Source organism: Rhodohalobacter sp. 614A (assembly GCF_021462415.1).
GTDB lineage: Bacteria > Bacteroidota > Rhodothermia > Balneolales > Balneolaceae > Rhodohalobacter.
The window spans coordinates 1,896,907-1,917,162 of sequence record NZ_JAKEDS010000001.1 but is presented as its reverse complement, the minus strand read 5'-3'; the positions used below and the strand labels follow the sequence as shown (position 1 = coordinate 1,917,162).

Sequence of the window (20,256 nt, the reverse complement as noted above, 5' to 3'; positions counted from 1 at the left end):
TGATAACTGATAACTGATAACTGATAACTGATAACTGAATTTGTACTACACAACACCAAATAGCAAAGTCGGATCTATTTTTGGCACCACCAAAGATGAACTGGAAGCTCCGGACAGGAGTAGTGACCAGGTTCTGCTTGTGACGATCATCGGGCTGATGATTTTCGGCTGCCTGGCTGTGTATTCGTCCATCGCTTTCTTTGCTCAGTCTCATGAAACCACCGCTGTAAAACTGGTTTCAGGTCATGCTATAAAACTGGTTATCGCCTTTTTTGTGATGGTATTTGTTTCAAAAATCAATTACAGGGTTCTTGCACGATTTAGCCGGGCTGCAATGGTTTTAAGCTGGATTTTGCTCATCATTATGCTCGGTTACGGGGATATTACATGGGGAGCTCAGCGTTCATTGTCTATCGGAAGTTTCTCATTTCAACCCACTTCCTTTGCAGCCATCGCCCTGATTGTACATGTAGCCGTACTGCTGTATGAAAAACAGGAATATATCAAGGATTTCAAACGTGCTTTTCTACCCATCATGTTCTGGGTTGTTGTCACATTTTTACTGATTGCCACAGAAGACTTTAGTAGCGCAGCAGTGCTGATGGGAATCTGTATTCTGATGATGTTTGCAGGCCGAATCAGCATTCCTCAGATATCCGCTTTGGTACTCATCGGTCTGATTGGCGGCGTCTCCATGATCTATATTTCGCCCGAAAGACAGAGCCGGATTGATCAGTACGTGGCCCAGATCACAGAAATCAATAATCAAGATTTTGAAACATCAGAAGGGTACCAGGCTCAACAGGCACACATAGCCATCGCACAGGGACAACTTTTTGGAGTTGGAATTGGCAAGAGCACACAACGCGATTTTCTGCCGGCACCTTACAACGATTTTATTTTCGCCATCATCGCAGAAGAGTATGGAATTATAGGAGCAGCAACGGTGATATTTGCCTACCTGCTGATTCTCTATCGCGGGGTTGCCGTCATTGCCCGCCAGGCGCCGGATATCCTCGGCACGCTGATGGCCCTTGGTTGCACGCTGTTGATTTCGCTATACGCTTTTGTGAATGCCGGGGTCGCAACAGGATTATTTCCTGTGACAGGATTACCAATGCCATTTGTGAGTTATGGCGGATCGAGCATGTTGTTTGCCGGAGCGATGGCAGGCATTCTGCTAAATATTTCAAGACACATTGCAAACATAAAAACAAGGTTTTATAACGGATGATCGCAACCGTTGCAAAGGACATATCATCTACAGACACCCTCACCGCTGCCGTGGGCAACCTTCGTGTGCTCATGGCAGCCGGTGGCACGGGTGGTCATGTATACCCGGCCATTGCCATTGCAGATGCGATCAAAGAAATGCACTCGGATGCGGAATTTTTGTTTGTTGGAACACGAGACCGAATGGAGTGGGAAATCGTCCCGAAATACGGATATAAAATTAAAAGTATCTGGATTAGCGGCGTTCACAGACGACTGACAATTCAGAACCTGCTATTTCCGGCCAAGCTTGTAACAAGTATCATTCAAAGCTTTTTAATTTTGAAATCTTTCAAACCGGATATTGTAATTGCCTGCGGCGGATTTGCATCCGGCCCGATTGGATGGGTGGCCGTAAAGTTGGGAATTCCTCTGTTTCTGCAAGAACAAAATAGTTTCCCGGGTGTTACAAACCGAATGCTGGCCAAACATGCTACAACCATTTTCACCGCTTTTGATGATGCAAAACAGTATTTGCCGGAAGAAAAAATTAAGCTGACCGGCAATCCTGTTCGTGGTCAGGTACAAGTTTCTAATCGAAGTAAAGCACTGCAATCATTCAATTTTACGGAAGATTTACCGGTGCTTTTAATTCTTGGCGGTAGCGGCGGAGCAAAAGCCCTGAATGATATTATGACGCAAGAAATTGAGCAACTTCATGATTCGGCGAATCTGCAAATCATCTGGCAATGTGGGCCAAAATATTTTGATGGCCTGATTGAAAAAGTAAAGCCGGAAAGATTTCACAATTTACGACTGACCGCTTTCATTGATGACATGTCTGCAGCTTACGCCGTGGCTGATCTTGTTGTAACACGCGCCGGAGCCGGAACCTGCAGTGAGCTTGAGACAATCGGTCAACCGGCAATACTGGTACCCTCCCCCAATGTAGCAGGAGATCATCAAACCAAAAATGCACAGTCTTTGGTACATGCGGGAGCCGCAAAACTTTTAAAAGAAGAGACACTTCAACACTCTTTTTATTCGATTGTGACCGAGCTGATTCGTGATAAGAACGAACTCAGCAGTATGTCATCGGCCATGAAATCCTTGGCAAAACCAAAAGCCTCTGAAGAGATTGCAACAGAAATTTTTTCATTTTTAAAGAATCAGAATTGATGACTAAATCCATTCAAACACAACCCGTTTTTGGACGAACCCGCCATATCCATATGGTGGGCATCGGTGGGATTGGTATGAGCGGAATGGCTGAAATTCTGATTCTTCGCGGATATAAAGTCAGTGGTTCGGACCAAAGCAAATCTGAGACAACCGAACGGCTTGAGGAATTAGGCGCAACGATTTTCTTTCAGCATGAAGCATCCAATATTGACGGCGCCGACGTTGTGGTTTATACAAGTGCCGTAAAAGCCAATGAAAATGTAGAGACCAAAGAAGCCATCACCCGGAAGGTTCCGGTCATTAAACGGTCGGAAATGCTTGCCGAACTGATGCGCATGAAATACGGAATTGGTATTGCCGGAACACATGGTAAAACTACAACCACCACCATGACCGGCCATGTTGTACAGGACGGGAGTTTCGATCCCACAATTATCGTGGGTGGCCGCGTACACAGTTTCGATAAGACAAATGCTGTTGTTGGCAAAGGTGACATCATTATCGTGGAAGCCGACGAATATGACCGCACTTTTCTGCGCCTCTCCCCTTCGATGGTTGTCATTACCAATATTGAAGCCGAACATTTGGATATCTATGAAGATCTGGATGATGTAAAGCAGGCATTTACTGATTTCGCCAATAAAGTTCCTTTTTATGGTGCGGTTGTGGTTTGTCTCGACAACCCCGAAGTAAGAAGTATTTTACCGAATATTGGGCGCAGAACGATCAGTTACGGATACAATCCTCAAGCACAAATTCGGGCAGTGAATGTTTCACACCAAAGCCTGACTAGTACATTTACAGTAGTTTCATCCGGCAAGGAACTTGGAGAAGTTTATCTGAATGCCCCGGGCGATCACAATGTAAAAAATGCACTGGCTGCCATTGCCGTTGGGCTTGAACTCGGAATTTCTTTTGAAGACATCAAATCCGGACTCGAGCGGTTCCGGGGTGTTTTCCGGCGGTTCCAGGTAAAAGTAAACTCCGATGATCTGATTGTAATTGACGACTATGCGCATCATCCGACCGAAGTTCAGGCTACCATTCAGGCTGCACGAAAAGGATGGGAAAAAAGAAGAATTATTGCTGTTTTTCAGCCTCATCTTTACTCAAGAACTCAACAATTGTACAAAGAATTCGGCCTCTCCTTTTTTGATGCTGAGGTGCTTGTTGTAACCGATGTATATCCATCGCGCGAGAAACCAATTGAAGGTGTTTCAGGAGAAATGATAGCAGATATCGCCAAAAACTATGGCCATAAAGATGTTCACTATGTGAAGGAGAAATCAAAGCTTCCTCAAAAACTGAAGGAAATTTTGAAAGACGGCGATATCATCATCACAATGGGCGCCGGTGATGTTTATAAGTACGGGGAAGAATTCATCGAACTCATAAACAGAGGAGGTGAATAAGATGGCGAAAAAATCAGGCAAAGTTCGAAATGCGATCTGGATTTTCCTTTCAATAGCGCTGTTGACTGGTGCTATTTTGGGCGGACTTTATATCGAAAGCAATACCCAAATAGAAGCAGTAAAGTTTGAAGGCAATTACTACACCGATGTTGAGTCTCTGGAAAATGCTTTGAAATCTCCTGTTGGAATGTATGCCGATAGTATTTCTTTCGACAGCCTTTTCATGGATTTGAAAACATTGCCCTATGTGAAAGATGCAACAGTGAGTATGGGAATTCGCGGAACACTGACATTCCGCATTTATGAAAGAGAACCGTTTGCCCTGCTTGTGGATGGAAACCGAAGAGTATATCTGACTGAAGGCGGACTCAAGCTTCCCATCATCCCGGAAAAAGTGAAGGATGTACCACTTGTTTACGGTTTTTCGGCCCGCTCTTTAAGCGACACTTTGAAATCAGAATCATACAGGCAGGTTGAAGATTTTATGATCGCTGCAAAAGAAAATGAACTGGGATGGATCACCATCAGCGAAGTGTCGTGGAATGAAAGTGAAGGCGTGGTTGCACTCACGTATGAAAATGGAGTAAAACTACTCTTTGGCCGGAATGAGTTCCCTGAAAAAATAAAAAACTGGGAAGCTTTTTATACCGATGTGGTCTCCCAAAAAGGGATGGGTGCATTCACGAGTATCGACCTTCGCTTTAAAGACCAAATTGTAACACGAAATTCATAATTCAAAAAGTTTAGCAATTAAAAACAGACCAATACCGCATATGGAACAGGAAAATGAACGAATTGTTGTAGGACTCGATATCGGCACAACCAAAGTTTGTGCCGTAGTGGCATCTATCAATACACAGGATAAGATCCACATTTTGGGGGTGGGTAAAGCGCCCAGCGAGGGCCTGAACCGTGGCGTTGTTGTAAATATCGATAAGACCGTGAACGCCATCAGAACGGCCATTCAGCAGGCAGAACTGGCATCGGGGATCGAGGTAAATTCTGTGAATGTGGGTATTGCCGGCGACCATATCCGAAGTATTCGCAGCAAGGGCGTTATTACCATCAACAATAAGGAAAAAGAAATTACGGTAAACGATGTTGATCGAATCCTGAAAGATTGCCAACAAATTATGCTTCCGCCCGATCAACAGATTCTGCACGTGATTCCCCAGGAATTCGTGGTTGATGGACAGGACGGTATCAGCGATCCCGTTGGTATGAGCGGCATGCGGATGGAAGCCGAAGTACACATTATTACCGGTTTGGTATCAGCTACCAAAAACCTGTACCGATGTGTAGAACGCGCCGGTTACCAGGTTGCAGATATTATCCTTGAACCTCTTGCCTCTTCCTATGCCGTTTTGGATGACGAGGAAAAAGAGGCCGGAGTAGTTTTGGTTGATATTGGCGGCGGCACCACGGATTTGGCCGTGTTCAGAGAAAACACCATTCGCCATACGGCAGTTATCGCCATTGCCGGAAAAAAAGTAACGGATGATATCAAAATTGGCTTGAGTGTATTGGACGATCAAGCCCAGAAATTAAAACATCAGCACGGCGAGTGTTTTGTAGACCTGATTGAAGATGATGAATCCATCACCATTCCGGGAATTGCAGGCCGTCCTCCCAAAGAAATCACAAAAAGTATTTTATCAAAAATTATCCAGGCAAGAATGGAAGAGATCTTGGAAATCGTAGCTATTGAAGTAAAACGCAGTGGCTATGCCGATTCATTAAGTGCCGGAATTGTGATCACCGGCGGCGGTTCGCTGATCAAGAATATTTGTCCGCTCGCAAACGAAGTGCTCGGAATGGATGCCAAGATCGGGCGTCCACTCGGGCTGGCCGGCGGGCTCATCGAAGAGGTAAACAGCCCCATTTATGCTACCAGTGTTGGATTGGTTTTGCATGCACTGAAAGCAGAGGGCGTAGAACACGAGATGGTTCCTCCATCATCCAAAGGAACCGGAGTGGAAAAGGTAATGGGCAGCATTGCCGAACGAATGAAGAGTTGGTTCAAAGAACTTTAGCAATCATACAGACAAACCCCAACACTCAGGGGTAATTCATGAATTACCCTTACGAGAACAGAGAAAACAAGAAAGCAAATAATCATTACAGATAGCAATCATAAACGGAGTTAACTATGGAATACGTAACATCACGCTTTAGTTTTGACGAGAAAGGTCAGGATAATGCGAAGATCAAAGTGATCGGTGTTGGCGGTGGCGGTGGTAATGCCATCAACAACATGATCAGGAAAGGATTAGACAGTGTTGAATATATTGCACTGAATACAGATGCACAGGCACTGAAAAATAATGCAGCTGATATTGCCATCCAGGTTGGAGCAAATCTGACCTCAGGTTTGGGAGCCGGTGCACGACCCGAAATTGGCCGCGAGGCTGTGGAGGAAAATCGCCATGAACTGGATGAAGCGGTTGACAATGCCGATATGATTTTCATTACGGCAGGCATGGGTGGCGGAACCGGAACGGGCGGAGCTCCTGTTGTAGCCGGAATTGCCAAACGAAAAGGAATTTTGACTGTTGGTATTGTCACCACGCCATTTTTGGTTGAAGGAAAAGTTCGGATGAAATATGCCATTGATGGCATTGCTGAACTGAAAAAGAATTGTGATACCGTCATTGTAATCCCCAATGAACGATTACTGGATATTGCTGACGAAAACACAACACTTGTGGAAGCGTTCGACAAAGCCAATGAGGTGCTTTACAATGCAACCCGCGGTATTTCTGATTTGATTTTGATGCCGGGTCTCATCAACCTCGACTTTGCTGATGTCCGAACAACCATGATTGATGGTGGAGCTGCCATTATGGGATCGGCTACAGCCAGCGGACCGGATCGTGCCGAAATTGCTGCACGTGAGGCAATTAACTCTCCCCTTCTTGATGGAGTAAGCATCCGCGGAGCGCGTAATGTTCTTGTGAATATTTCAGCGGGATCCAATCTCGGAATTAAAGAAACCACAACAGCCACACGAATTATCCAGCAGGAAGCCGGAGATGATGCGGAAATTATTCTCGGTAGTGTTCTGGATGAATCTTTTGACGATGAGTTGCGCGTAACCGTGATTGCAACGGGCTTTGAGTTTGACGAAAGCAACGTGAAGGCAAAAACTCACCAAAACAGTCCACAGAACCATCGAAAAGAAGTTGTTAGCGAAAAGAAACCGGCAACAATGTTACCCAGAGCCAGTGAAATTGCTCAACGAAGAACAACTCTGGACAGCAATTTCTACAAAGGTGAGAAAAACCTGAAGAACCTCGATTCACCGGCCATCCACCGGCGAAGCCTCAAACACATTCGCACGAATGATGATGTTGAGGCAGATGAGGAAATCTCTGACTCCAGACAAGAACAACGCAAAGCAGCCGGCAATGACGATTCGTCCATGCTGAATAACCGTTCGGAACGAATCGACAAGCGCGACAGTGATCAACCTGCGTTTCTCAGAAAAATCATGGATTAACAGAAATGCCATGGATTCCATGACTCTAATGATTGCTTTATAAAAAAAGATGGGCACCTTGTGCCCACTCTATAGATTGCTAAATCAAAAAGGAGCCTCTTTGAACGGAGGCTTTTTTCTTTTTTTTAAGTTAGCCTAAAAATATTAAAAATAACTAACTGTTTTATAAGAAAGACAAAAGCAGAAAATCCCTCTTTTTTACTTTTTGTCTTTTCACTTCTCACTCTAATTGTACTCAAATAAAAACCCGGAACCATAGTAGTCCCGGGCCCGATATCATTTCACAAATTCCTCAACTGGTCACTGCTTACGAGGATAAATTAATCAACACCATGATATCAGAAAGTACTTCGGCATCCACTTCGCTGAGAAGAGTGGAGTTGGCATCAACAATAGCATCTACATCGCTGTTGAACTGAATATATGCGTCAATCAATTGTGAAGCTTCTGCCACGCCTGATAAAGCCGAATGAAGAGCTGCTTTAACACCTGAAGCTACATTTATTTCGGTATCAATGGTTACTATGATGGCTCCCTCAACAGAAGAATCACTTTCCATAGCCGCACGCACTTCATCATGATACGTTTCAAAAGCAGCTTCTACGGATGATTCGGATCCATCACTTCCATGAACATCTACCCGAAGCGTTACGCCCGCATCAGCAATTGCATCTACCGTACTTTGTGCCATTCCTGAAGATTCTGCCCTTGCCCTCACAGCATTATCGGTAGCAATGGCAATCATAAATGACGAGGTATGACGAGCTTCATTTTTTACTTCTGAAGACACGGAACTCATGCTGTTTAAAATTGCACGTCCCTGTACTCGTAAAAATTCGGCGTTTTCTTTGGCTTCAAGACCGGCGTCACTATAAGCATTCACCTTCGATTCAAGAAAAGCTTCAAATGCCGCTTCATCTTGATCATTCGATGAACTTGAGTTCAATGCTGCCTCATACTCAAACTGGGCATCAGTCATTGTCTCAAAATAGCTGTCTATATCAGACTCTGCATCTTCCCCAAACTCTGCGAAGAAATCCGCCCGTGCCTGGGCACTATTTGAAATAGCAGTTGCAATTTCATTCGTTGCTGTTGCATCGCCATAAATATCTGCAGAACTATTTGCGGTAATAACCGATTCAATATCAGATTTATGAACCATGTCACTATTTCCCTGCGTTTTAACGCGTGCGTAAACATCCGTTTCAGCTGATGATTCTACATTCAGCGGTTTGATGGTGTAAGAATTTTCATTCTCAACCTCAGAAGAAATGTATCCCTTCAATTGTTCGCCATTGCTCTCCGCCACAACGACAACCTCTTCGGCAGTTTCCACATCAGCTTCCAACGAAAATTCTCCGGAAGTCTCTACTTCTGTTTCAGTTTCTTCCATCATTTCAAGCGATCCGCTTGAGCTAATTGTAGCGGCTGTTACTACAGTATTCTCTGGCACTTTCGCTCTCGTGTCAGTAGTACTTTTAGAAAATTCATCTTGAATAGCACCATTAATGGTAGCGTGAGACCCCGGCTCCTCTCCCTCGTCTCCGGTACTGTTATCATCTGAGCAACCCGTTAAATTAAACAAGAATAAAAGTGTTAGTGTCGCAATTAATAAGTTAAATTTGGACTTCATAAATTGTTGTTTTAATTATCTGGTTACTCTCTTGAATCAGGTTTAAATTTTCTTGTTCCATTTTTTTAAGAGATGATTCCCTAAACAACTGGTTATATTATAGTTATAGATTTAAAATTATAGGCTTATTGCCCGATATCCTGAATGCTCATTTCCCAAAAACACCATTTTATTTTTATTCATATTTATAAGAATGCGGGCAGCAGTATTACCAGGGCACTCATTCCATATTGCTCCAATCCTGCTCATCTTTTTACACATCGTGTTCTTAAACGATTTGGAATATTTGATCTGGATCCCATTCCGTATTCAAAACACATAAAAGCCTCGTCCCTAATCCGCAAGATGGGGCATGATAGCTTTCAATCATACTTTTCCTTTGCTGTTGTTCGAAATCCCTGGGATTGGAATGTCTCTCTTTACAAATACATGCTAAAAGACGAGGGACACCATCAGCACGAAGCGGTAAAAAACATGAAGGATTTCGATGAATTTATCCGTCACAAGTGTTCTGTCCCGCACGATTTCCAAAAAGATTTCATCTATTCAGAAAATGGAGAGAAACTGGTTGATTACATTGCACGGTTTGAAAACATTAATGAGGAGTTTAAGACAATCTGCAAAAAGATTGGTATACAGCCCAAAAAGTTGCCGCATCTCAATATTTCCAATACAACTCATTACAGAGAATATTATACAGATGAAACCCGAAAATTGGTTCAGGATTTCTTTCAACCCGACATCGAACTATTTGGCTATGAATTCTGAATTTTAATGATTTGATTTCGAGAAGCCACACTCATACTTTTTCCAAATGCAGTCCAGAAACTCCTTTTTCTCTTTTTGTTTACTGATTTTTTTGTTCGTTACAGCCGTACATACTTCGCTGCAGGCACAGACTTTCGGACCGATCCCTGAACGCTCCATAACCATCCGGCAAAATTCCGGTTCAACGCTTGAATCTTCTGCAAATATGGTTTGGATTGGTCCCGGGTTAAATGCCTTTGATGAAATGACCGGAGAAATATATGTCCCCACCAATGCCGATAGTGTTTTTGACGGACGCGGCCGTGTATTTTCGCTTGAAGTTCAAAACGAACAAATTCTTGCCGGACTGGGATTTACATCAACCGCAGGTGGAGAATCAACCAACGCAGCCCAGGGTTTTTATTTCTCTGATAATTTCGGCAATGACTGGAATTTTATTCCTTTTCTCCTTGATGAAAAAGCAGACAACGAAACCTGCAACGCGTCTTCCGTCGGCCCGCCCTGCGACATTGAATTTCAGTATGGAGATGAAACCTATATCCGAACGCGAATTACGGTTCCCGAGCAATCCCCGCCTTACGAAGTGGATTTTTATCAAGACACCTTTTTGTCCGTCAATTGGGCTTCAGGATTACTGCGAAGCCGGGATCATGGGGAGACGTGGGAACGGATTATTTTGCCTCCATCGAATGTTTTAACTCTCGTGCCGGAGAAATCCTACGGATGGGTTTCGCTGACTTCGGGTGAAGAAGTTGTAAATCGCTACGATCCACGCTTTGATAACAACCTACTCGGTTTTGGTCTTTTGATTGATGATCAACAGCGCGTGTGGATGGGAACGGCAGCCGGAATTAATATTTCTGATAATGCACTGACAGCACCAACCGATCAAATCAGATGGAAACATTTATTCTGGAGTCCCGAAATATCCGGTGGCCTTCTTTCTAATTGGGTGGTAACGATTCGTCAGCAGCCTGAAACCGAACGCATCTGGATGACCAACTGGATCACGGACAATGAAAACCGTGATGAATACGGAATTGTTTATACCGATGACCAAGGCAAAACTTTCCACCAATTTTTGAAAGGAATTCGTGCAAATGATATCGGGTTTTTGGATGGGGATATTTATGTAGCCGCGGATGACGGACTTTACGTTTCCACAGATGATGGAGAAACGTGGGAACAAATTCCTCAGATTTCCAGCCCAAATACATTTATTAAACCAAATGCCCGATATTTTTCGGTAGCATCCACAGAAAAAAGTTTATGGGTTGGAACTTCCGATGGTGTTGCTTCGACTTCAGATGGCGGCGAAACCTGGCAAATTCTTCGGGTTGATGTTCCATTGGCGGGAGGAAATCAATATCAACCCGATGCGCCGGATGTTGAAACCTATGCCTATCCGAATCCTTTCTCTCCATCGCAACATTCGGTTGTTCGAATTAAATATAGAATGGAACAGCCGGGCCCGGCCACAATCCGGATTTTTGACTTTGGAATGAACTCCGTCAGGACGATTCGCGTGCCGACAGTTTCTTCGTCGGGATCTTATGAAACCGTTTGGGATGGCCTCACTGAAAATGGGCGAATCGCATCCAACGGAACCTATTTTTACTCCATTGAAACGTCGGATGGATTTACAAACGGAAAAATCTTGCTGCTTGACTGATGAAAAAATGTAAATCCATATCACTCTTCTTTGCCGTGATTTTCATCACTTCGGGATTCATTTCAAACCTGTATGCACAGGAGTTATCCGGTGGTTTTGCGGGATCATTTTCAAGAATGGGATTTTCGCCGAGAGGAATGGCGATGGGCAATGCCATGACCGCCGTATTATCTGAAGGAAGTTATGGTTACTACAACCCGGCATTTGCTGCCTTAAAGTCCGATGTTATCCAGGTAGATGCCGGAACGGCCGTACTCCGGTTCGACCGCCAGCTCAATATGGTTCATTCTCATTTTCAGCTGCCTCCTTCTGCCGGTTTTTCAATCAGCCTACTCCATAGCCGTGTTGGAAATATTGACGGGCGCGATCAAAACGGATATCACACCGAAATTCTTTCAACAAATGAATTCCAAATCGCCGGAAATTTTGGAATTCGTTTTTCCGATTCATTCTGGGGAGGTGTGGGATTAAAGTATAACCTTGCACGCTATCATCCCGAAGTACCCACCTCATCAGGACTTGGCATTGACATTGGAATTCTTTTGAAGCCGATATCAAAATTACGGCTGGGATTGTCCATTCAGGATTTGTTAGCTTCTTACCAGTTTAACACCTCCGATTTGTACGGAACCGATTCATCCACGAACCATCAATTATTTCCTCTCCGACTCCTCGCCGGAATTTCTTATGAAATTGATGAAGATTGGATGCTCAGCATGGATTTTGAAAACCGCCGGCAAAATTTTGAGTCTTTACCGGGTGTAGGGGATCAGCCCGCAACGGAAACTCGTTCCGTTAACCGGGAAGAATTAACATCGGTCGGAAATTTTTTACGGGCGGGTACAAGCTATCAAATCCATGAACGAATTACATTGAGAGGCGGTATACAACTGAACGAACTGGGTGAAGCGAATGATTTTCAACCCAGTGCCGGATTTTCCATACATTTACCCTACGATGCGCTTATGCCATCCATCGATTACGCATTTGTCAGAGAACCCTCAGGACTTTCAACCATGCACGTGTTCGCAATCAGGCTGAATCTATGAAAAGAGCATTTTTACCATTCATAAAATTTCTACACTCGTTCCACCGCTCTGTGTTGGCAAGGTCTGAGTTGATAGCCTCCATAACATTGACAATCGTCTTTATTTTCATTTCAATCCCAAAAAGTTATGCCCAGGATACCGGAAGCGGTCTCGATTTCCTGAATATCGGTCCATCTTCGCGGATGCTATCTATATCCGAGGCAACGACTGCTGCCAACCTGGGGCCATCTGCCATTTATTCCAATCCATCTCTACTGGCTTTAGAAAACCGATCCAGCCTGGACGCCAGTTATACTCTTTGGATCGCCAATGTAAACAACCAGTTTGCGGCTATGAATTTTGTTCGGAACGACCGGGCGTTTGCATTCGGTGTCTATTCATCGGGCAGTAACGGTTTTGAAGCCAGAGATCGCCCCGGGCCATCCGCCGGCGAATTTTCCATTCGCTATCTTTCACTTTCAGGAGCTGTTGCTCAACGATTGGGGCCTTTCTCCATCGGCGTTACAGGGCAGTACTTACGCGAAGAAGTATTCCAGTTTCGCGCATCGGGATATGCATTCAACCTTGGACTCACATCCACTTTTTTGGATGATAAGATTCGTGCTGCCGTTGCTGTAAAAAACCTTGGAAATATGGACAGTCTGGACGAAGAATCCACCTCTCTTCCTTCTTCTTTAAATGTAGGAGCTTCCGCCAGCCTGATTCAATTTTCCACCCCGGGAGAAAATGACCTGCCTGTTTTGTTAAGCATAATAGCTGATTGGAGTCAACCGATTAAGGAGAACCCAAGCAGCGATTTTATTGAAAATAATGAAGATGAAGGTTATTTCAGTCTTGCAATGGACGTAAATATCGGAGATCTTTTGTTTGTTCAGGGCGGTTATCGCTGGGGACCTACTGAGCGTCCTTTTAGCGTTGGACTTGGTTTGGCCATCGAATCCGTCAGAGTGAATTATGCATTGGTTCCCTTTTCAACCGGGTTCGGAACTGTGCACTCATTCGGAGTTCAATACTATTTTTGATTATTAACAACTGTTATGAATCAAATTAATCGTCTGGAAGAGCTTTATGATGATTTGAGTGAAGCCAATCCGGTAACCTTGTTTGTGGCTCCGGCAATCCGCTATACTCACAAAAAATCAGACTATCTCTATTTATTTTATAAAAAAATTCTCTCCTCCGCCGATTATAAAATTTCAGATGTAAGTGTAATCGGTCATCTAAAATTTGTTCTCTATCAGCTTTTCAAGAAAGATGTAATTCTGCATTATCATTGGATCCAATATTCGGGATTTTGGTCGGCCATGAGCTATTTTTTTAAGCTGATGTGCATCTATTTCTACGTGTTATTAGGCGGGAAACTTGTTTGGTCGGTGCACAACAAACTGCCTCCGGATTGTTCTCATGAATGGCTGCATTTCAAAATGAGGAAATGGCTTGCAAAAAAAGCCGATCGATTGGTTGTTGAATGTGAGTCTGCCGTGAGTGAACTCTCCACCTACTTCAATACATCCCCTAAAAAATTCAGGATATGGACTCATCCGGGATATCCACCTCAGTTGATGCCGCGGGCAGCCGCGATAGAAGCCATCAATCACAGATACCAGGTGAATATTAAGATCCAGGACCAGATTTTTTTGATGTTTGGTCACATAAGCCCTTATAAACAGATCGATAAAGTTTGCAAAATTTTCGCTGACGAACCTGTTCATAATAAACTGCTTGTAGTAGGTCCGGTAAAGAAGGGACAAATGCAGTATTATAAAACGATCCGGAGGACAACAAAAAAACTGGAAAATGTAATTCTGATCCCGCAATTCATCAGAGAAAATTGTGTACCGGAGTTTATGAACGCCGCCGATTATCTTGTTTTTAACTACCGGGAAGTGCTGACTTCCGGCGGAGTGCCGCTTGCCAAAAGCTACAACAAAACGATTATTCTTCCCCAAAAGGGTTGCCTTAGCGATCTACAGAATGACAATATCATTCATTTCAAAACACAGGATGAGTTGAAAGAAATTATTCGGGAGCTATAAAAAAGCATGTTTAAAAGCTTGTAAAAGCTCTTGCGGGATTGCGGGGGAATGATTATTCATTTATTGTTGGTTGCTATTGAACAACAACTGCCACTCAAACCTCATCATTCTATGAAATCACTTTTCATCATACTTGCCAGCTTTCTGCTTACAACCGGATTAATGGCGCAGGATTATGCCATCGAACAACTGGAAAATTCACCTCGCCATCATGAATGGGTGGAAGTGGAATATGACGGCCGTACCGTTCACAGTTTTGTAGCCTATCCAGAAACCAATGAAGAGACGTTAGCCGTAATCGTCATCCACGAAAACCGGGGTTTGAATGAGTGGGCGCGTAGCTTTACAGACCAGGTTGCCGCTGCCGGTTACATTGCCATTGCTCCCGACCTCCTCTCAGAGTTTAGTGAGGAATACACAAAAACATCAGATTTTTCTACATCTGATGGAGCCCGCGAGGCGCTCTACAACCTCGATCCCGAGCAAATCACGCAAGATCTCAAAGCCGTACAGGAATATATTTTAAGTGTACCCGCATCCAACGGTAACGTGGTTGTTGCCGGTTTTTGCTGGGGCGGATCTCAATCATTCCGCTTTGCCACAAATGATGATGTGCCCGAAGCATTTATGGTTTTCTATGGCTCCGCTCCGGAAGATGCTGCGGCTGTACAAAATATCAGCGCACCGGTCTACGGATTTTACGGAGAAAATGATCAGCGCATCAATTCAGGCATACCATACATCCAAAAGATGATGGAGGAGTCCGGTAAAACATACGAGTATGAAATCTATGATGGAGCCGGCCATGCTTTTATGCGTGCCGGTGATGATCCAAATGCTGACCCGGCAAGCAAAAACGCCCGGAATGCCGCTTGGGAGCGATTGAAAAATCTGCTTTCTGAGATTGATTGATTTTGATTTTCCAAGTCAAAGATTTCACTCATTATTGGGATTAACCGTTTCAATCCGGAATGCCATGATAGGCTTTCACAGAGTTGTAATCCGTCAGATCCAGCTTTCCCTGGATGCCATTCGCCAGCACGCCGCCGGGAATGAGTATATAGCGATATTCTCCTTCTTTCAAGAAGGCCTCAACACCTGAACCATCATAGGTACCAACAGATATCATAAGATTGCCCGGTATGGAAATATTATAATTGATGTAATCATTTCCACCTGAAAAAGGGATAGGATATATATGGTTTTCAAACTTGATATACATGAGTAGAACTCCGCCACTTTCTATAAACTCCTCTGTAAGCTCATTTACTTCCATTTTATGATACAAATAGGTAGAGCTATCATTTAAATTCCAATCCAATTGAGACCAATCTGAATAAATAATATCCACTGAGCCCGGGTCTCCTTTTTCTCCCTGCGGGCCTTCGGGACCAGTTAGACCTTCGGAGCCAGCTGGTCCGACCGGGCCTTCACAGGAGAAACCAGCCAATGCTATAATTATCAGAAATACAAATAAAGTTGTTCGATTTATTATCATCATGATATGATTACTTTTTTATGATTATTTATTTTTTTGATTCCGGAATCAGGGATTGATCTTATCAAATTTTAAAAGCCGGAAGACTCTTATTCTTCCGGCCAGGTGGTAACTGTGGCAAAACCGTCTCCATCCATAAATGAACGGCCTGTTCCACTCGGAATGATGTCTTCGACTCCACCATCATCAATCATAAATATGCTGTAGTGCGGGGAAGAAATGGCTCCATCTTCAGTAAAAACCCCGGAAAAAATGCGCATTGCCAAAGACGTTCCTTCCTTATCCTCATACACGGTTTCATTCTGACCATATATAGTAAATCTGTTTCCCTCACCCCCAACCATAAAGTCAGCCGGAATAGAAGTGGCATAAATTTTTCCATCAGATGGACTAACACTACGCCTTTCAACAATGACCAAAAATTCGTCTGGGTTTGAACTCAATCGAAAATATTCATCGATAAATTCGTGGCCCGGCTCATAGCTACCCGCATCGCTCGGAACATTTGTTTCAAGAAGTAAAAGAGGTGACATTACGACGGTTTTACCCACAGCACCCGATGACTTTTCTTGAGCTGTTTTCGAAAGCATGGCCACGATATCCGGTGGATTATCGCCCCTGTGAATAGGCATTTTGAGGTCATTTTCAATCACCTTCAGCATGTCCTCTCCCAACAGGTTCATTACTTCGACAGGAATTCCGTCTTTAAAGCGTATTTCTTCCTGATCATTTCCACTGTCTGTTGTATCACAGGAGAGTGTGAGAAGGGAAAAAGCAAATACTATAAATAAGCAAGAAAGTGTTCTGGTCATCCTTTGTGGATTAATGGTTTTTTGGACATTTTTCGGCATAAACCATTTTTAGTCCGGAATGCCATAAAAGGCTTTTACGGCTTGGTAATCTGTCAGATCCAGCTTTGCCTGTTTACCATTCGTCAGTACGCCGCCAGGAATCAGCACATACCGAAATTGCACATCATGAAACCAACTGGGAATGTCACAACATGATGACTCCACTGCAATGAGCAGGGTAGTATTTACAGGATCAATGGCAAAAGTTACCGGGTATGCACTTCCACTTGGGAGCGGGTAAATCCAGGCATCATCCAACGGACCGTTTCTCCTGTATACCAGCACCGTACCACCATTGTTGGAAAAATCCACAGAAATGTTGGAATCCTCTATTAACATTTGCCATTCTCTTGCAGTGTATTCCGTCCATTCACTATCAATCCATTCAGAATAGATGACGTTGGCGGTTCCGGGCTCGCCCTGGGATCCCTCCGGACCTGGCTCTCCTGCCTCTCCTTGTAAACCTTGCGGACCCGCCGGACCTTCCGGCCCTTCACAAGAGAAACATATAAGACCTATCATTATCGGAAGTACAAATAGAATTGTTCGTTTTATTTTCATGGTTTGTTTTTTTTTGCTGGATAGTTTTTGTTGTTGAGATTAATTCTTCATCAATTCACCCGCATATACCGGCTGTTTCTGAAGGCACCTCCCCCGCTTTCTCCATTGATGTAAAGAAAATCGCCTTCACAGCGGTATTCCACGCCAAAAGTTTGCGGCCCGAAAAAGCTCTCGAAATTGTCGGGACCATCCATAGATCGGCCGGCCAGGATGATCACTGTAGAGGATTCAATGTTAGGTTCTGGTACGCCATCCCCACTCATAAACATAGTAAGAAATGTATCGCCGGACGGACTGTAACGTCCCCAGACATCGCCATGCAGATTTACCCGGACCTCTGTTGTAATAGGGCCCGTGTTGCTTTGAAAGGTGGCCGACCAACTGTCGAAGGTATAGGTAAAATCACCTTCATTATCGAATGTAAGAAATGCACTGCCGGTAGCCTGCGTAAACTCTATTGGCATACTGGCCATAGAACCGCCTGGACTATACTCTCCGTTTTCGTAAGTATATGCGGCATCGAACTCCCATGAGCCCAGATAACAAGTATCTTGCGCATCAGCTGATGACAGGTTCACAAGTGCAAGAAGAAAAGTCAGGATAAAGCTAAAACGAATCATAATAAGTTGAGTTTGATGATATTGAATGTTGGTTGTTCGGGGGTGAGATACTTTTTGTCCCTGTTTTCAAATGCTTATCATATTTCAATTCTTTACTGGGGAAACCCGACATAAATCTACAGGCGAACCAATTCCACACGACGGTTCTGTTCGCGCCCGGCTTCCGTATTGTTGTCCGCAACTGGATGTTCTTCACCCATACCGATGGCTTCGAGACGGGAAGCATCAATGCCTTGTTCCACGAGGTAATCGCGAACGGCTTCCGCCCGGCTCTGACTAAGCTCCTGGTTGGATGATGTATTACCAACATTATCGGTATGTCCTTCAATACGTAACCGCAGATCAGCATGCTGCCTGAGCATTCCGAGAATCTCTTCAAGTGTTGCTGCAGAACCAGGTTGAATGCGATCACTCCCCGTCTCAAAAAGAATACCTCTCGTAGCTACACGTCCCTCAGATTCTAAGGAACTGTAAAGGTCCATACCACCTGCCGCCACCCGAATGTTGTCGATATATGTGGGATCTGCCCTGGCATCACACAAAACTGTAATCGCATTATGGCGGCCCAAATCTGCGTTCGGTACATTCACGATTCGCTCCTGATTAGCATATACTTTGATTGCCTCGCCGTCTACCTGCACCTCAACATGCATCAGATCTTCAGCCAGAGCCGGATGTGTATTACCCGTTCCTCCGCTGTTATAAACCCCTGAAATTTGGTTCGAATTTGTGGCATGCAAGCCTGACCCGTGAAAATGAGCGAACCGGAGAAACGGCGGTCCGCCCGGTCGATTGGGATAGAAGCCGCGGGCAGCCGGTTCCGCAAAGTAGATGGCTGTCCAGCCTGTATCAACGGAGCTTTTGGAGTCGTGAATATCGAACTCGAGGGTGAATCTGTCGGGCAAAGTTTCCGGCAGTGGGATTTCGAACTGGCACCCCTCCTGGAGTTGAAAGACTTTTTGATCATCCCAGTTAACGACTTCCATTGAGCCATTTCTAAAGGTCATACGATGCGGAAAATCGCCAATGGGAGTGTCGGAAAAATCGTCTTCAAAGAGAACGCGGCTGCCCGGTGTAAAGCCATAGCTCGTCGAGATGTTATTTCCAGATTCCGCCTCATCCTGTGCGTTAGCATCCTCTGTAATTGAACAGCTTATAAGAAACAGAAATCCTGAAAACAGGGCTGTAAACCAAAAAGTATTTTGTAATGGGGTATTGATTATTCTATGCATGATATTCGTCCGTTGACTTATAGTTTTTAGCGATAGCAGACTCTTCTTTTAATTCTATGGGATACAAACCGGAAAGACTCATTTTTTTAGTTGTTGATGGTTTATGGTATAATTAGATTTGTATTCTGTTACGTTTTGCATTGCAAAACATAGACCCAAAAGATCAGCAACATGCTTGATTTGACTTTTTAACCCTGCTTCTTTTTCGCAGCAACAAACCTGCGGGGTTTGGGTATTCATAAGCATATCCATTGATCATTCCGGATATCCGTTTAATACTAATACGTCATTATGAGCGAATAACTGACAAAGTTTTTTGAGCAGTATGAAAATAGAAGAAGTAACAGAACGGTTGACCGAGATAAGTAACGGTTCACAAGAAGCTTACAACAAACTGTTTCCCGTTGTATATGACCGTCTCCGCCACTTGGCCTACACTCAGATAGGCCGGATTTCGGCTTCGCCAGCGGAACATACCTGGTCCAAAACCGGGCTTGTACATGAAGTGTATCTTAAGATGGTACGCCACGACCAGATAGACTGGAAAGGCAGAACACACTTCTTTGCTGTTGCCTCACACTCCATGCGGCAAATCCTCATTGATCACGCCCGAAAAATGAGTCGACAAAAACGAGGTGGAGATAAAAAAGAGATTACTTTTATCGATGAAATAATGAAGGCAGAGTTTCAAGCCGAAGAGTTAATCCAGATTGATGGAGCTCTTAACAAACTGAACGATTATGACGAACGATTGGCAAAAATTGTGGAACTACGCTTTTTCGGAGAAATGAATTTTGAGGACATCGCTGAAGTCATGAATCTTTCCCCCCGAACAGTGTATCGGGATTGGGCAGTAGCCCGGGGTTGGCTCTATAAAGAGCTCAAAAAACAATTAATCTGATCCAGCCTAAACATTGTAGTTTAGAATTTTTGAGGATCGAGTCTTTTTGGAAGTGCAGCTTTAAAAATAAGTCCTTTCTTTTTTAAAGCGATTTTTACAATATCAACCATCAAGAAATACAATCGTCGGA

The 20,256-nt window shown here is 44.0% G+C and carries 19 protein-coding genes; 13 read left to right on the top strand and 6 right to left on the bottom strand.

Annotated features, from left to right (window positions below; genetic code table 11):
- Positions 1-40 precede the first annotated feature (40 nt).
- The 6 genes from L0B18_RS07800 to ftsZ all read left to right on the top strand — a co-directional run bounded on the left by L0B18_RS07800 (position 41) and on the right by ftsZ (position 7,305).
- On the top strand, positions 41-1,234 hold the full coding sequence (locus L0B18_RS07800; RefSeq protein WP_234571022.1) for an FtsW/RodA/SpoVE family cell cycle protein: 1,194 nt from the start codon (positions 41-43) through the stop codon (positions 1,232-1,234).
- Positions 1,231-2,391, top strand: coding sequence for an undecaprenyldiphospho-muramoylpentapeptide beta-N-acetylglucosaminyltransferase (gene murG / locus L0B18_RS07795; RefSeq protein ID WP_234571020.1), 1,161 nt, complete (start codon positions 1,231-1,233; stop codon positions 2,389-2,391). The genes L0B18_RS07800 and murG overlap by 4 nt, the downstream gene beginning before the upstream one ends.
- Positions 2,391-3,806 carry a UDP-N-acetylmuramate--L-alanine ligase gene (gene murC / locus L0B18_RS07790; RefSeq protein ID WP_234571017.1) on the top strand — a complete coding sequence of 472 codons (1,416 nt, stop codon included), beginning with the start codon at positions 2,391-2,393 and terminating at the stop codon, positions 3,804-3,806. The genes murG and murC overlap by 1 nt, the downstream gene beginning before the upstream one ends.
- Position 3,807: 1 nt before the next feature.
- On the top strand, positions 3,808-4,539 hold the full coding sequence (locus L0B18_RS07785; protein WP_234571015.1) for a cell division protein FtsQ/DivIB: 732 nt from the start codon (positions 3,808-3,810) through the stop codon (positions 4,537-4,539).
- Positions 4,540-4,579: 40 nt separating this feature from the next.
- Positions 4,580-5,839: a cell division protein FtsA gene (gene ftsA, locus L0B18_RS07780; RefSeq protein ID WP_234571013.1), complete on the top strand. Its 1,260-nt coding sequence runs from the start codon at positions 4,580-4,582 to the stop codon at positions 5,837-5,839.
- A 116-nt stretch (positions 5,840-5,955) separates the two neighbouring features.
- Positions 5,956-7,305 (top strand): cell division protein FtsZ, encoded by a 1,350-nt coding sequence (gene ftsZ / locus L0B18_RS07775; protein ID WP_234571012.1) that lies wholly within the window; start codon positions 5,956-5,958, stop codon positions 7,303-7,305.
- Between the two features lie 307 nt (positions 7,306-7,612).
- Here ftsZ and L0B18_RS07770 read toward each other — a convergent pair whose 3' ends face one another.
- Positions 7,613-8,938, bottom strand: coding sequence for a hypothetical protein (locus L0B18_RS07770; RefSeq protein ID WP_234571010.1), 1,326 nt, complete (start codon positions 8,936-8,938; stop codon positions 7,613-7,615).
- A gap of 144 nt (positions 8,939-9,082) precedes the next feature.
- On the opposite strand from L0B18_RS07770, the gene L0B18_RS07765 reads away from it, so the two are divergent.
- The 6 genes from L0B18_RS07765 to L0B18_RS07740 all read left to right on the top strand — a co-directional run bounded on the left by L0B18_RS07765 (position 9,083) and on the right by L0B18_RS07740 (position 15,375).
- Entirely contained in the window at positions 9,083-9,706 is a 624-nt protein-coding gene (locus L0B18_RS07765) for a sulfotransferase family 2 domain-containing protein (RefSeq protein ID WP_234571008.1), read from the top strand.
- A gap of 91 nt (positions 9,707-9,797) precedes the next feature.
- Positions 9,798-11,378: a FlgD immunoglobulin-like domain containing protein gene (locus L0B18_RS07760; RefSeq protein WP_234571006.1), complete on the top strand. Its 1,581-nt coding sequence runs from the start codon at positions 9,798-9,800 to the stop codon at positions 11,376-11,378.
- Positions 11,378-12,427 (top strand): OmpP1/FadL family transporter, encoded by a 1,050-nt coding sequence (locus tag L0B18_RS07755; protein WP_234571004.1) that lies wholly within the window; start codon positions 11,378-11,380, stop codon positions 12,425-12,427. The genes L0B18_RS07760 and L0B18_RS07755 overlap by 1 nt, the downstream gene beginning before the upstream one ends.
- Complete coding sequence (locus L0B18_RS07750) at positions 12,424-13,449, top strand: PorV/PorQ family protein (protein WP_234571003.1); 1,026 nt, start codon at positions 12,424-12,426, stop codon at positions 13,447-13,449. Before L0B18_RS07755 ends, L0B18_RS07750 begins: the two co-directional genes overlap by 4 nt.
- Before the next feature lie 15 nt (positions 13,450-13,464).
- On the top strand, positions 13,465-14,463 hold the full coding sequence (locus tag L0B18_RS07745; protein ID WP_234571001.1) for a hypothetical protein: 999 nt from the start codon (positions 13,465-13,467) through the stop codon (positions 14,461-14,463).
- A 111-nt stretch (positions 14,464-14,574) separates the two neighbouring features.
- The gene (locus tag L0B18_RS07740; protein WP_234570999.1) at positions 14,575-15,375 is read left to right on the top strand and encodes a dienelactone hydrolase family protein; all 801 of its coding nucleotides are present in this window, start codon (positions 14,575-14,577) and stop codon (positions 15,373-15,375) included.
- A gap of 49 nt (positions 15,376-15,424) precedes the next feature.
- Here L0B18_RS07740 and L0B18_RS07735 read toward each other — a convergent pair whose 3' ends face one another.
- The 5 genes from L0B18_RS07735 to L0B18_RS07715 form a co-directional block, all read right to left on the bottom strand.
- Positions 15,425-15,964, bottom strand: a complete 540-nt coding sequence (locus tag L0B18_RS07735) for a collagen-like protein (RefSeq protein WP_234570997.1) — start codon at positions 15,962-15,964, stop codon at positions 15,425-15,427.
- A gap of 86 nt (positions 15,965-16,050) precedes the next feature.
- Positions 16,051-16,773, bottom strand: coding sequence for a hypothetical protein (locus L0B18_RS07730; RefSeq protein WP_234570995.1), 723 nt, complete (start codon positions 16,771-16,773; stop codon positions 16,051-16,053).
- Positions 16,774-16,821: 48 nt separating this feature from the next.
- Complete coding sequence (locus L0B18_RS07725; RefSeq protein ID WP_234570993.1) at positions 16,822-17,373, bottom strand: collagen-like triple helix repeat-containing protein; 552 nt, start codon at positions 17,371-17,373, stop codon at positions 16,822-16,824.
- A 50-nt stretch (positions 17,374-17,423) separates the two neighbouring features.
- Positions 17,424-17,993 carry a DUF3570 domain-containing protein gene (locus L0B18_RS07720; protein WP_234570991.1) on the bottom strand — a complete coding sequence of 190 codons (570 nt, stop codon included), beginning with the start codon at positions 17,991-17,993 and terminating at the stop codon, positions 17,424-17,426.
- 116 nt (positions 17,994-18,109) lie between these two features.
- Positions 18,110-19,225, bottom strand: coding sequence for an OmpA family protein (locus L0B18_RS07715; protein ID WP_234570989.1), 1,116 nt, complete (start codon positions 19,223-19,225; stop codon positions 18,110-18,112).
- Between the two features lie 325 nt (positions 19,226-19,550).
- On the opposite strand from L0B18_RS07715, the gene L0B18_RS07710 reads away from it, so the two are divergent.
- Positions 19,551-20,126 carry a sigma-70 family RNA polymerase sigma factor gene (locus tag L0B18_RS07710; protein ID WP_234570988.1) on the top strand — a complete coding sequence of 192 codons (576 nt, stop codon included), beginning with the start codon at positions 19,551-19,553 and terminating at the stop codon, positions 20,124-20,126.
- Positions 20,127-20,256: the final 130 nt, after the last annotated feature.

Bases quoted from the DNA above. Each gene is read 5' to 3' on its own strand.
- murG (WP_234571020.1), top strand. From the start codon at position 1,231: ATGATCGCAACCGTTGCAAAGGACATATCATCTACAGACACCCTCACC.
- murC (WP_234571017.1), top strand. From the start codon at position 2,391: ATGACTAAATCCATTCAAACACAACCCGTTTTTGGACGAACCCGCCAT.
- L0B18_RS07785 (WP_234571015.1), top strand. From the start codon at position 3,808: ATGGCGAAAAAATCAGGCAAAGTTCGAAATGCGATCTGGATTTTCCTT.
- ftsA (WP_234571013.1), top strand. From the start codon at position 4,580: ATGGAACAGGAAAATGAACGAATTGTTGTAGGACTCGATATCGGCACA.
- ftsZ (WP_234571012.1), top strand. From the start codon at position 5,956: ATGGAATACGTAACATCACGCTTTAGTTTTGACGAGAAAGGTCAGGAT.
- L0B18_RS07770 (WP_234571010.1), bottom strand. From the start codon at position 8,938: ATGAAGTCCAAATTTAACTTATTAATTGCGACACTAACACTTTTATTC.
- L0B18_RS07765 (WP_234571008.1), top strand. From the start codon at position 9,083: ATGCTCATTTCCCAAAAACACCATTTTATTTTTATTCATATTTATAAG.
- L0B18_RS07755 (WP_234571004.1), top strand. From the start codon at position 11,378: ATGAAAAAATGTAAATCCATATCACTCTTCTTTGCCGTGATTTTCATC.
- L0B18_RS07750 (WP_234571003.1), top strand. From the start codon at position 12,424: ATGAAAAGAGCATTTTTACCATTCATAAAATTTCTACACTCGTTCCAC.
- L0B18_RS07745 (WP_234571001.1), top strand. From the start codon at position 13,465: ATGAATCAAATTAATCGTCTGGAAGAGCTTTATGATGATTTGAGTGAA.
- L0B18_RS07740 (WP_234570999.1), top strand. From the start codon at position 14,575: ATGAAATCACTTTTCATCATACTTGCCAGCTTTCTGCTTACAACCGGA.
- L0B18_RS07735 (WP_234570997.1), bottom strand. From the start codon at position 15,964: ATGATGATAATAAATCGAACAACTTTATTTGTATTTCTGATAATTATA.
- L0B18_RS07730 (WP_234570995.1), bottom strand. From the start codon at position 16,773: ATGACCAGAACACTTTCTTGCTTATTTATAGTATTTGCTTTTTCCCTT.
- L0B18_RS07725 (WP_234570993.1), bottom strand. From the start codon at position 17,373: ATGAAAATAAAACGAACAATTCTATTTGTACTTCCGATAATGATAGGT.
- L0B18_RS07720 (WP_234570991.1), bottom strand. From the start codon at position 17,993: ATGATTCGTTTTAGCTTTATCCTGACTTTTCTTCTTGCACTTGTGAAC.
- L0B18_RS07715 (WP_234570989.1), bottom strand. From the start codon at position 19,225: ATGCATAGAATAATCAATACCCCATTACAAAATACTTTTTGGTTTACA.
- L0B18_RS07710 (WP_234570988.1), top strand. From the start codon at position 19,551: ATGAAAATAGAAGAAGTAACAGAACGGTTGACCGAGATAAGTAACGGT.